This is a genomic window from Streptomyces sp. MMBL 11-1, assembly GCF_028622875.1.
Taxonomy (GTDB): Bacteria; Actinomycetota; Actinomycetes; order Streptomycetales; family Streptomycetaceae; genus Streptomyces.
Genome location: NZ_CP117709.1, coordinates 4911307 through 4924098, shown reverse-complemented (window position 1 = coordinate 4924098; position 12792 = coordinate 4911307). Strand labels below are relative to the sequence as shown.

The 12792-nt window shown below is 73.5% G+C and carries 7 protein-coding genes; 2 read left to right on the top strand and 5 right to left on the bottom strand.

The genetic code is table 11. From position 1 onward, the window contains the following. Positions 1–165: 165 nt before the first annotated feature. The 3 genes from PSQ21_RS21875 to PSQ21_RS21865 form a co-directional block, all read right to left on the bottom strand. Entirely contained in the window at positions 166–3279 is a 3114-nt protein-coding gene (locus PSQ21_RS21875) for a protein kinase (RefSeq protein ID WP_274032277.1), read from the bottom strand. 304 nt (positions 3280–3583) lie between these two features. Beyond that, positions 3584–5719, bottom strand: a complete 2136-nt coding sequence (locus tag PSQ21_RS21870) for a serine/threonine-protein kinase (RefSeq protein WP_274032276.1) — start codon at positions 5717–5719, stop codon at positions 3584–3586. 248 nt (positions 5720–5967) lie between these two features. Continuing rightward, the gene (locus PSQ21_RS21865) at positions 5968–7674 is read right to left on the bottom strand and encodes a glycerol-3-phosphate dehydrogenase/oxidase (RefSeq protein ID WP_274032275.1); all 1707 of its coding nucleotides are present in this window, start codon (positions 7672–7674) and stop codon (positions 5968–5970) included. Between the two features lie 242 nt (positions 7675–7916). On the opposite strand from PSQ21_RS21865, the gene PSQ21_RS21860 reads away from it, so the two are divergent. Further along, entirely contained in the window at positions 7917–9179 is a 1263-nt protein-coding gene (locus PSQ21_RS21860) for a nucleotide sugar dehydrogenase (protein ID WP_274032274.1), read from the top strand. A gap of 132 nt (positions 9180–9311) precedes the next feature. Continuing rightward, positions 9312–9980: a hypothetical protein gene (locus tag PSQ21_RS21855; RefSeq protein ID WP_274032273.1), complete on the top strand. Its 669-nt coding sequence runs from the start codon at positions 9312–9314 to the stop codon at positions 9978–9980. Positions 9981–10057: 77 nt separating this feature from the next. Here the strand turns inward: PSQ21_RS21855 and PSQ21_RS21850 are convergent, their stop codons facing one another. Further along, positions 10058–11182, bottom strand: coding sequence for a GuaB3 family IMP dehydrogenase-related protein (locus PSQ21_RS21850; protein WP_097870356.1), 1125 nt, complete (start codon positions 11180–11182; stop codon positions 10058–10060). A gap of 104 nt (positions 11183–11286) precedes the next feature. Continuing rightward, positions 11287–12789, bottom strand: a complete 1503-nt coding sequence (gene guaB, locus PSQ21_RS21845; protein ID WP_274032272.1) for an IMP dehydrogenase — start codon at positions 12787–12789, stop codon at positions 11287–11289. Between the last annotated feature and the right edge of the window lie 3 nt (positions 12790–12792).

Below are 12792 nucleotides of genomic sequence, written 5' to 3'. Positions count from 1 at the left end.
GGCGGAACGGGGGATCGCCCACGAGACCGCACTGTGATGGTTGCCGGTACCGCACAACATCCCGGGCGCGGCGGCGGGGATGACGTGTGGTCAGGCGGGAGCACGGGCGCACGCGGCCGGACGACGACCCGCGCGCGGCCGGGTGTGCCCGGGTGTGACCGGTGGTCAGGTGACCCGGTACGAGGCGATGGCCTGCTCGTAGATCTCGGTGACCTTGTCCCGGCCGCTCTCGGGCCCGATGACCTGGATGACGTGGTACCTGCCGTCGACGATCATGGCGAGATTACGGACGAACACCTCGCGCCCGCCGCTCTCCTGCCAGGTGAACTGCCCCTCGGCCATGGCCTGCCGGCCGACGTCGACCCGGCGCAGCCCGGACGAGGAGGACCAGCTGGAGTCCCGGAACGGCTGGAGCTCGGGCTCCTTGTCCCGCTGGTAGTCCAGCGGGTCGCGGCCCCCCGCCTTGACCGTGTCCCGGCCGGGCACCACGAGGAGGGTGAACCCGTCGCTGCCGTAGCGGATCTGCCGGTCCGCGTTGGCGGGGCTGCGCTGCCAGTCCTTCGGTACGCCGACCTCGAAGCCCTCCGCGTCCTTGCGGAGCGCGTAGCCGGGGGCGAGCGCGATGGCCGAGCGGCTCGTCTGCGGCTGCTGGGAGCCGGGATCGGCGGACCCGGTGGACGAGGCGGGCGGCTCGGGCTCCCCCGAGGCGGCGGGCGGTGCGGCGGACCCGGTGGGTGAGGTCCCCGGGGCTCCGCCCTCCTCGCCCGTCTCCTGCTTCGGCAGGAACATCACCGCGTACGCGACGGCGGCGGCCATCAGCAGCAGGATGAGGACGAGCAGCAGGCGGCCCAGACTGCGCGGGGAGGAGGACTTCTCGCCCCGGCGCGGCGGTTCCCGCAGGACCCGGGGGCCCTTGGGCGCACGCGGTGCGCGGGCCGGGCGCTCCTCCTCCCAGGTCTCCACGGGCATGCGCACGGACCGGTCGGGCGGCAGCAGCGAGTCCTGCCGGTCCCGCTGCTTGCCGCCGCCGCGCTGTCCCGGCGGCGGCGGGCGCTTCCCCTGGCGGTGCCTGCCGTGCGCCGCGCCGCCGCCGAAGCGGCCCCAGCGCCGGCGGACCAGCTCGCCCCGGCGGCGTACGACGGGGAGCCGGGCGGCGTCGGACGCGGGCAGCGGCACGACGTCGGCGCCCGCCTCCGGCTCCGGAGCGGAACGCACCAGCGAGCGCAGCCAGCCGCGCAGCTCCTCGAAGTCCGGCCGCTCCGTGGGGTCCTGGCGCAGCAGCGACTCGACGACGGGCCGCAGCGGGCCGCACTCCTCCGCGAAGGCGGGCGGCTCCCCGCACACCATCTGGACGAGTTCGGCCGCGTTCTCCTCGGGGTAGGGGGCGTGGCCCTGGACGGCGCGGTAGAGCAGGGCGCCGAGCGCCCACAGGTCGGTGGAAGGGCCGATCGGGGGCGCGAGCTGCCAGTTCTCGTGGACCGGGCCCGCCTGCTCGGGCGCCCAGCGCTCGGTGACGGCTCCGACGACGGCGATCCGTGTCTGGCGGGCGCGTTCGGCGGCGAGCGGGGTGGCGGGGCCCCGGTAGACGGCGGGCTCGTCGCCGCCCGCGACGGCTTCCTCCCAGGTCCGGGGGGCGGTCCGCCCGTCCCGGGGCGCGGTGCGGGCGAGCTGCTGGGGAGCGGGGGGCTGCGCGCCGGGCCGCCGGGAGTCGGCGCGCAGCGCGTCCTCGCCGGAGCCGCCCGCGGAGACGGGCCGCGCACCGGGCCCGTCGTCCCAGGTCCCGGCGAGGTGGACGCGGCGGCCCGCCGGGCGGGGGCCGTCCTCGTCGTCCTCGTCGTCCTCGTCGTCGTAGGGGTCCTCGGCGGGGATGCCCCAGGGGCCGGCCGGCCGGGGGGCCACGAGGGAATCCGGGGACGGGGCGCCGGGGACGGGGCGCTGCGGCGGGAGGACGCCGGTGTCCCCGTCCTCGTCGGCTCCGCCTTCGGTGCCGCCGTTGGCACCCGGGCGCCCTTCCGGCGGCGACTTCGTGAGGTCGGCGGGGGCGCGGTCGGTCTGCTGCCGGTCCTCGGCGACCCGGGCGGCGGCCCGTGCGCCCGCCCGGTAGGCGGCGATGGCCCCGGCGCGCGCGGCGCGCAGCTGGGCGGCGCTCGCGGCGCCCGGCTCGGCGGGGGGCGGGACGGCGGTGTACGGGACGGCGGGGGCGGCGGGGCGCGGGACGATCTCCTGGCCGGCGTGCGGCCCGAAGGGCTCGGCTTCCCGGCCCTGCGGCAGGTCGTACGGCCCTCCGAACCGGCCGTCGGCCCGGTCACCGTCGCGGTCGTCGGCCCGGTCACCGTCCCGGTCATCGGCCCGGCTGTCGTCCCGGCGCGGCACGTATCCCTCCGGCAGCGACGGGACGGAGAGCCCTCGGCCCGCCCTGCCCCCGCCGTCCTCCCGGACCTCGCCGCCGTCGGCATCGGCGTACTCCTGAACGTCGGCGTACTCCTCGACGTCCGCGTACTCCTCGTCGTCCGCGTAGCGCTCGTCGTCCGCGTAGCGCTCGACGGATCCGTAGCCCTCGTCGGTCGCGTGTTCCGCTTCGCTCCTGGCCGGCGGGAGCGCGTGGAACCCGCCGAACTCGCCCGGCGCGGCATGGTCGACGGCCGGGATGCCGTATGTCGTGGGGCCTGCCACCGGGTCGGTGTCGGGCGCCGGCCCGGGGGCGTATCCGCAGAGCGCCTCCTCGGCGGCGCCCGCCGCGAGACCGGTGAGCATGACGCGGCCGTCGTCGCAGACCAGGACCGTGCGCACGGTGATGTTGCGGTGCGTCCAGCCGTGGGCGTGCAGCACCCGCAGGGCGGTGAGCACGTCGGAGCCGATCTCGGCCGCCCGGTAGGGGGTGAGGGGGCGTTCGGCGAGGAGGGCGGCGAGCGGGCGGGCCGCGACGAGCTCGCTCACTATCCACAGCGAGCCCGCTTCGGCGAACACGTCGAAGACCTGGTCGAGCCGGGGGTGATCGGGCACCTGGGCGGCGGCCTGCGCGGCCTCGATCGCCCTCCGGACCGCCGGGTCCGCTCCGCCGCGGACCGCTCGCCCGGTGGCGCGTCCGGACACGGAGGGCTGTCCGTCGGCGTCGAGCACCTCCGCGTCCACGATCTCCGGCAACGGCACCTGACGGACCAGGACTTCCTGTCCGCTGTACGTATCAAACGCCCGGGTCTCGGCCAGTTCGTACCCATCGGACGGGGGCAGCGGAAGGCGGTAGCGGTCGGCAAGCACCCGACCCGCGTAGTCGTCCACGACGCCTCCCCAGAGCGCGCTGTTCCCCCGGCCATCGGAGGTGCGCGTATCCGTCGGTCACGGTCGCCCGGCGGCCAGTTGACCCGCCGTTCCGGCTGCGCATGGTCTCCAGCCTCTTACGATACGTGGCAACGCGGGCCGACGGGCCGGGTCGTGCCAACCCGGCCCGCACAAACGTTTCCCATCACCCGGTCCGGGGCGTTCCCGGCCGGCCCGCGGGCGTGCGCCGGCCGGTCGGTATCCGGGCGTTCCGGACACCCAGCCCCGGGCATGCCGGGCCGTCAGCCCGTGGTGGGCCGGGCGGTCAGCCCGTGGGCGTGAACGTGGCGAACGCCGTTTCGCGCAGCGTCCGGCACGCGTCGCCCTCCCACTCGTCCACCTTGCAGCTGATCATGATCGAGTAGCCGCGCTTGGCATCCACCTTGAAGCCCCGGTTGAGCACCTTGACCCGGACGCCACTGTGGTTGCGCTCGAACGTCCAGTCCGCGACGGTCGGGTAGCCGTTGTACTCGACCTTCTTGATGCCCCCGTGCTTGTAGCCGTCGCTCAGGACCTTGGCGCTTCCGACGGCCCCGCGCCAGGCGGCCACCGCGTCGTCCTTGGGCGAGCTGTTGAAATCGACCTGGACGCGGGGGAAGGCGCCCTTCTCGTCGTTGTAGATGCCGCCGGAGTTGCTGCCCGCGATGGCGGTGCGCTTGAAGCCCTTGGGCATCGCCATGGTGAAGCGGAAGCGGCTGTCGGAGACCTTCTCGTACCCGGCGGGCAGGGCGTCGCCCGGGTCCGCCCCGTCGTCCTGGGAGTCGTCGGTCCCGGAGTCGTCGGCCCCGGAGTCGTCGGCGTCGTCGCCGGACGGGTCCTCGGAGGCCCGGCCGTGGTCCGAGCCCTGGCCCTCCTTGTGACCGCCGCCCTTCTCACCGGCCGAACCGCCGCCGGTGTCGTCGCCCTTGTCGTCGGCGCCGCCCGCCGAGGATCCGGCCGACGCGGCGCTGCCGTCCTTGCCGCCGCCCTTGTCCGCGTCGTCACCGCCGAGAGTGAGCGCGAGGACCGTGCCGAGAATGGCCAGCGCGACGACGGCCGCGATGATCGCGAGGGTGCGGCGGGGCACCACGTCGGTGATCGAGGCACGCGTGGACGCGGCCGAGGACGGCGGGCGCTGCCCGGGTACGGACGCACTCGTCGCCGCGGACTTCGGCGTCCCGGCGGGCGCCGCGACGGCCCCCTTGGCGGTCGTCGGGCCGGACGCGCCGGCCGCTGCGGGCTTCGCACCCGGGACGGAAGTCCCGGGCGGTGACGGAGGCTTGGGCGGTGCCGCGGGTGAACCGCCGGCCGCGGCGGCCGGGGAGCTCGCCGACGCCGCGGCCGCGCCCGCCGCCGCGCCCGCGGCCACCGCCGGGGTCTTGGCGTTGCGCACGGAGCGCAGCGCTCCGCGCAGCCGGTCGCGGGCGCCCTCGACGGGCTCACCCGATCCGGTGGGCTGCTTCGGGGCCTTGGGCTGCTTCGGCGCCCTCTTGACGAGGGGGTCGACGGCCGGCGCCGGCGGGAGCGCCATGAGCTGGGTGGAGTCCGCGGGGGCCGGCGCGGGTACGTCGGGGGCGTTGATGACGTCGTTGAGCAACGCCCGCGCCCCGGCGTCGTCGAGGCGCTGGTCGGGGTCCCGGGCGAGCAGCCCGTAGATGACCTCGGTGAGCGGGCCGGCGTTCTTCGGCGGGTCGAGCGGTTCGGTCATCACGGCCGTCAGGGTGGCGATGGCCGAGCCCTTGTCGTACGGCGGGCTGCCCTCGACGCTCGCGTACAGCAGTCCGCCGAGCGACCACAGGTCCGCGGGCGGGCCCGGCTTGTGACCGCGGGCCCGCTCCGGCGAGATGTACGAGGGGGCGCCGACGAGCATGCCGGTGGAGGTGACCGACGGGTCGCCCTCGACCTGGGCGATGCCGAAGTCGGTGAGCACGACGCGCCCGTCCTCGGCGATCAGCACGTTGGACGGCTTCACGTCGCGGTGCAGGATGCCCTCGCGGTGCGCCGAGCGCAGCACGTCGAGGATGGCGAGCCCGACCTCGGCGGCCCGTTTCGGCGTCAGCGTGCCGTCCTCGCGGATCGCCTCGGCGAGCGACTTGCCCTCGATCAGCTCCATGACGATCCACGGACGGTCGTCCTCGTCGACCACGTCGTAGACGGTCACCGCGCTGTTGTTGCGGATCCGTGCGATCGCCTTGGCCTCACGCAGGGTGCGCGTGATCAGTCGGCGCTTCTCGTCCTCGTCGATCGCCGAGGGGAACCGCAGTTCCTTGACCGCGACCGTGCGGCCGAGGGTCTCGTCCTCGGCGCGCCAGACCGTACCCATGCCGCCCCGGCCGAGCACCTCACCGAGCCGGTAGCGCCCCGCGAGGAGACGACCGTTCTTGTCCCGTTGGGGCTCCCGTGCCTGCTCCGCCTCCGACATGCGTCCCCTCTGCGATCAACCCGCCCTGGCAGAGCGTTCATTGTCCCTCACCCCGGGACCGGTCCTGGTGCCGGGTCCGGGGTCCATCGAAGAGGGAAGCCCTCACAGCCTCCTACCGACCGGGGCTCCCCGTCCAGGCCGGACCGGGCCGCCGCCGCGGCACCGCTCGGCAGGCGGAGCCCAACTGGCTCGGCGAAGGCGGGCGGTGACGGGGCGCAGGGGCTCGCGGGTCTTCCGGAGGGCGTGTCCTAGATCGGCACAATGTCCGGTGCGCCGAGCCGGGCCGCGTCCGCCGTGAGGTCGTCGGGCTGCCGCTGCGATTCGCGTTCGGCCTCCACCCGCTTCTCGTAGTGCTGGACCTCCCGGTCGATCCGCTCCTCGTCCCAGCCCAGCACCGGCGCCATCAGCTCCGCGCAGAGCCGGGCGCTGCGGGTGCCCCGGTCGAAGGTCTCGATGGAGATCCGGGTGCGCCGGGTCAGTACGTCGTCCAGATGGCGGGCGCCCTCGTGGGAGGCCGCGTAGACGATCTCGGCGCGCAGATAGTCGTCGGCGGCGGGCAGGGGTTCGCCCAGGGCGGGGTCGGCGAGGACCAGTTCCAGAATCTCCTCGGTCATTGAGCCGTACCGGTTGAGCAGATGCTCCACCCGGGCGACATGGAGTCCGGTCCGGGCCGCGATCCGGGCGCGCGCGTTCCACAGGGCCTTGTACCCCTCGGCCCCCAGGAGCGGGGTGTCCTCGGTGACGCAGGCGGCGACCCGCTGGTCGAGTCCGTGCACCGCCTCGTCCACCGCGTCCTTGGCCATGACCCGGTACGTCGTGTACTTGCCGCCCGCGACGACCACCAGGCCGGGGGCGGGGTGGGCCACGGTGTGCTCGCGCGACAGCTTGCTGGTGGCGTCGGACTCGCCGGCCAGCAGAGGTCGCAGCCCGGCGTAGACACCCTGGACGTCGTCCCTGGTCAGCGGGGTGTTCAGGACGGAGTTGACGTGCTGGAGGAGGTAGTCGATATCGGCGCTGGAGGCGGCCGGGTGGGCCTTGTCCAGGTCCCAGTCGGTGTCCGTGGTGCCGATGATCCAGTGCCGTCCCCAGGGGATGACGAAGAGGACGGACTTCTCGGTGCGCAGGATGAGGCCGGTGGAGGAGTGGATGCGGTCCTTGGGGACGACCAGGTGGATGCCCTTGGAGGCCCTGACGTGGAACTGCCCGCGCTCGCCGATGAGCCCCTGGGTGTCGTCGGTCCACACACCGGTCGCGTTGACCACCTGCTTGGCCCGGACCTCGTACTCCGTGCCGCCCTCGACGTCCCTGACGAGCGCGCCCACGACCCGCTCGCCCTCGCGGAGGAAGCCGGTCACCCGGGCCCGGTTCGCCACCTGGGCCCCGTAGGACGCGGCGGTGCGCACCAGCTCGGTGACGAAGCGGGCGTCGTCCATCTGGGCGTCGTAGTACTGGAGGGCGCCGACCAGGGCGTCCTTCTTCAGCGCGGGAGCGACCCGCAGGGCGTGCTTGCGGGAGAGGTGGCGGTGGACGGGGAGGCCCCGGCCGTGGCCGGAGGAGACCGACATCGCGTCGTACAGCGCGACGCCGGAGCCGGCGTAGAGCCGCTCCCAGCCCTTGTGCTGCAAGGGGTAGAGGAAGGGCACGGGCTTCACCAGGTGCGGGGCCAGCCGCTCCAGGAGCAGCCCGCGCTCCTTGAGCGCCTCCCGGACCAGGGCGAAGTCGAGCATCTCCAGATAGCGCAGGCCGCCGTGGATCAGCTTGCTCGACCTGCTGGATGTGCCGGACGCCCAGTCGCGCGCCTCGACCAGGCCGGTCGAGAGGCCTCTGGTGACGGCGTCCAGCGCCGTGCCCGCGCCGACCACGCCCGCCCCCACGACCAGCACGTCCAGTTCGCGCTCGGCCATGGCGGCGAGCGCGACGGTGCGCTCGGCGGGTCCCAGTGTCGCTGTCCTCACTGCTGCCTCCCGGTGGATCGGGGTGGTCGGACACGGGAGCGCCACCCGGCCGAGGGGCCGGACACCCGTGTCCACCCCTCGATTCTGTCCGCGCTCCCCGAGTTCAGCCACCGCCTGTGGACAACACCCGGGCGACCGGAACCACACAATGCGACATATAGGTCATATTTACGCCTAGTCTGACATTGCACTGTCCACAGCAGTTGCGATCTTCGCTCTCCGCACTTAGGGGGTCTTCCTGTATGCCCGCAGACCTCGCCGTCATCGGACTCGGTCACCTCGGCCTGCCCCTCGCCCGGGCCGCCGTGACCGCCGGGATCGACACCGTCGGCTACGACCCCGACCCACGCCCCTACGCGGAACTCGGAGCGGGCCGCAGCCCCGTGGAGGGCACCCTCACCGCGTCCGAGATCCGCCGCATGCTCTCCGGCGGCTTCCGGCCCACCACCGACGCCGCCGAGCTGGGCCGGGTCCGCACCGCCGTGATCTGCTCCCCCACCCCGCTCGGCCCCGACCGGGGCATCGACCTCACCGCGCTCCGCGACGCCGCCCGCGCGCTGGCGGCCCGGCTGCGCCCGCACACCACCGTGCTGCTGGAGTCCGCCGTGCCGCCCGGCACCACCGAGAACGTCCTGCGCCCCCTGCTGGAGGAGGGCTCGGGGCTCGTCGCCGGACGGGATTTCCACCTCGCCTGCTCGCCGAGCCGGCTCGACCCCGGCAACCGCACCCACGTCCTGGCCAACACCCCCAAGGTCATCGGCGGCCTCACCCCCGCCTGCACCGAGTCGGCCGCCGCCTTCTACGGACGGCTCACCGACAAGGTCGTCCGGGCCCGCGGACCGCGCGAGGCGGAGATGACGAAGGTGCTGGAGACCAACTTCCGGCACGTCAACATCGCCCTGGTCAACGAGATGGCGGTGCTCTGCCACGACCTCGGCGTCGACCTCTGGGATGTCATCCGGTGCGCCGAGACCAAGCCGTTCGGCTTCCAGCCCTTCCGGCCGGGGCCCGGCGTCGGCGGACACGGGGTCCCGGTGGACCCGGGCTTCCCGCCCCACAGCCCCCGCACCCCCGGGCACCCGCTGCGGATGGTCTCGCTGGCGCAGGAGATCAACGACCGGATGCCCAGTTACGTCATCCAGCGCTGCGCCACCCTCCTGAACGAGCACGGCAAGTCCGTCCGCGGCGCGCGCGTCCTGCTGCTCGGCGTCACCTACAAGCCGGACAGCGCCGACCAGGAGGCCGCCCCCGCCCGCGAGATCGCGACCCGGCTGATGGACATGGGCGCCCAGATCGGCTACCACGACCCGCACGTCCTGGACTGGCGGGTACGCGAACGCCCGGTCCCGCGCGCCGACTCGCTGTACGAGGCGGCGGCAGCGGCCGACCTGACCGTCCTGCTCCAGCAGCACCGCACCTACGACCTCCAGGGCCTCGCGGTCAAGGCCCAACTGCTCCTGGACACCCGGGGGGCCACTCCAGCGGGAGCCGCGCACCGACTCTGAGACGGGATCGGGAGGCCGAAAAGGATTGCCGGTGACCGAATCCGGTACGTACTGCTACCCTGCGGCGTCACAGCGCGCACAGTTGTGCGCATCCGCACACTCGTGCGCAGCCATCCCAGGGGGAGCCCCACCGTGAGTCAGCCCGTGCAGCCGCCGAACCAGCCCCAGCAGCCCTACGGCGGTCAGCCCGTCGACGGCAACCCGTACGCCGGCCAGCCGGGCCAGCCGGCCCCCGCGCCGCACGGCAACCCGTACGGACAGCCCGCCCCCGCCGCCCCGGGCGGCAACCCCTACGGCCAGCAGCCCCCGGCCCCGGGCGGCAACCCGTTCGCGGGTCAGCAGCCCGGTCAGAGCGCCCCGTTCGGCGGCGGCGCGCCCTTCGCCCCGGCGCCCCCGGCCCGTAACAACAACATCCTGATCGGCGTGCTGGTCGCCCTGGGCGCGGCCGTCGTCGCGGGCATCCTGTACGGCGTGATCGCGGGCTCCATCGAGCGCGAGGTCGGCTACGCGGCGGTCGGCGTCGGCTTCCTGGTCGGCTTCGCGTCGAGCAAGGTCGGCGGCTCCAACCCGGCGGTCATCGGCGCCGCGGCCGTCTTCTCGATCGGCGCCGTCTACCTCGGGCAGCTCGTCGGCATCTCGATGGTCCTCGCGGACCTGGCGCAGATCCCCTTCTCCGAGGTCATCGGCGACCACTTCGGCACCGTGACGGAGGCCTGGTCGCAGGAGGCCGACTTCATGACCTACCTCTTCCTCGCCCTCGGCGCGGCCGCCGCCGTCGGTGGCGCCAAGAAGGCCGGCTGACACCTCGCGGCGTCATGCGGAAGGGCCCGGACCGTCCCACCAGGACGGTCCGGGCCCTTTCGCGTACGTACGGGAGGTCAGCGGCGGTGCTGCGAGTCCGCCACCGTCACCTCGACGCGCTGGAACTCCTTGAGGTCGCTGTAGCCGGTGGTGGCCATCGCGCGACGCAGGGCGCCGAAGATGTTCATCGAGCCGTCCGGGGTGTGCGAAGGCCCGGTGAGGACCTCCTCCGTCGTCCCGACCGAGCCGAGGTCGACCAGCTTGCCGCGCGGCACGTCCTCGTGGACGGCCTCCATGCCCCAGTGGCGGCCACGGCCCGGCGCGTCGGTGGCGCGGGCCAGCGGGGAGCCCATCATCACGGCGTCCGCACCGCAGGCGATCGCCTTCGGCAGGTCGCCGGACCAGCCGACGCCGCCGTCGGCGATGACGTGCACGTACCGGCCGCCGGACTCGTCCATGTAGTCGCGGCGGGCCCCGGCGACATCCGCGACGGCGGTGGCCATCGGGACCTGGATGCCGAAGACGTTGCGCGTGGTGTGCGCCGCGCCGCCGCCGAAGCCGACGAGGACACCGGCCGCGCCGGTCCGCATCAGGTGCAGGGCGGCGGTGTACGTGGCGCAGCCGCCGACGATGACCGGGACGTCCAGCTCGTAGATGAACTGCTTCAGGTTCAGCGGCTCGGCCGCGCCCGAGACGTGCTCGGCGGAGACCGTCGTGCCGCGGATGACGAAGATGTCGACGCCCGCGTCGACGACCGCCTTGGAGAACTGGGCGGTGCGCTGCGGGGAGAGCGCGGCGGCGGTGACGACGCCGGAGTCGCGCACCTCCTTGATGCGCTGCCCGATCAGCTCCTCCTGGATGGGGGCGGAGTAGATCTCCTGGAGCCGGCGGGTCGCGGACTCGACCGGCATCCCGGCGATCTCGTCCAGCAGCGGCTGCGGGTCGGCGTGCCGGGTCCACAGGCCTTCCAGGTTCAGCACGCCCAGACCGCCGAGCTCGCCGATCCGGATGGCGTGCTGCGGGGAGACCACGGAGTCCATGGGAGCGGCCAGGAACGGCAGCTCGAAGCGGTAGGCGTCGATCTGCCAGGCGATCGAGACCTCCTTCGGGTCCCGGGTGCGGCGGCTCGGAACGACAGCGATGTCGTCGAATGCGTAAGCCCGGCGGCCGCGCTTGCCGCGCCCGATCTCGATCTCAGTCACGATGTGTGGCCTTTCCCTCTACGTCTGCGCTGACCAGTATCCCCGACACGTGCCTGAGGGGCGGTACCGGGAACTCCGGTCCGCCCCTCACCTGCGGTGATGTCTTACTTCCTGCTGTAGTTCGGTGCTTCCACCGTCATCTGGATGTCGTGCGGGTGGCTCTCCTTGAGACCCGCCGAGGTGATCCGGACGAACCGGCCCTTGCTCTCCATCTGGTCGACGGACGCGGCGCCGACGTAGCCCATGGTCTGGCGGAGGCCGCCGACGAGCTGGTGGAGGACGTTGGCCAGCGGGCCGCGGTAGGGCACCTGGCCCTCGATGCCCTCGGGGACGAGCTTGTCGTCCGAGGAGACCTCGGCCTGGAAGTAGCGGTCCTTGGAGTAGGACCGGCCCTGCCCGCGCGACTGCATCGCGCCGAGCGAACCCATGCCGCGGTACGACTTGAACTGCTTGCCGTTGATGAACATCAGCTCGCCCGGGGACTCCTCGCAGCCCGCGAGGAGGCTGCCCAGCATCACGCTGTCCGCGCCGGCGGCCAGCGCCTTGCCGATGTCGCCGCTGTACTGGAGGCCGCCGTCGCCGATCACCGGGACGCCCGCGGCACGGGCGGCGAGGGCGGCCTCGTAGATCGCGGTGACCTGCGGGACGCCGATGCCGGCGACCACACGGGTGGTGCAGATCGAGCCGGGTCCGACGCCGACCTTCACGCCGTCGACACCGGCGTCGATCAGCGCCTGGGCGCCGTCGCGGGTGGCGACGTTGCCGCCGATGACGTCGACGCCGACGCTCGACTTGATCTTCGCCATCCAGGCGAGGGCGTTGCTGTTGTGTCCGTGCGAGGTGTCGACGATCAGGAAGTCGACCCCGGCGGACGCGAGCGCCTGCGCGCGCTCCAGAGCCTCGGGGCTGGCGCCGACGGCCGCGCCGACCAACAGGCGGCCTTCGGCGTCCTTGGCGGCGTTCGGGTACTGCTCGGCCTTCTTGAAGTCCTTGACCGTGATGAGGCCCTTGAGGATGCCCGCCTCGTCGACCAGCGGCAGCTTCTCGATCTTGTGGCGGCGCAGCAGCTCCATCGCCTCCACGCCGGAGATCCCGACCCGCCCGGTGACGAGCGGCATCGGCGTCATGACCTCGCGCACCTGGCGCGACCGGTCCGACTCGAAGGCCATGTCGCGGTTGGTGACGATGCCGAGGAGCTTGCCCGCCGGGTCGGTGACCGGCACGCCGCTGATGCGGAACTTCGCGCAGAGCGCGTCCGCCTCGCCGAGCGTGGCGTCGGGGTGCACGGTGATCGGGTCGGTGACCATGCCCGACTCGGAGCGCTTGACCAGGTCGACCTGGTTGACCTGGTCCTCGACCGAGAGATTGCGGTGCAGCACGCCGACGCCGCCCTGACGGGCCATGGCGATCGCCATCCGGGCCTCGGTCACCTTGTCCATGGCGGCCGACAGCAGGGGGATGTTCACCCGTACGTTGCGCGAGATGAGCGACGAGGTGTCGACCGCGTTGGGCAGGACCTCGGACGCGCCGGGCAGCAGCAGCACGTCGTCGTAGGTCAGCCCGAGCGTCGCGAACTTCTCGGGCACTCCGTCGACGTTTGCAGTCATGAC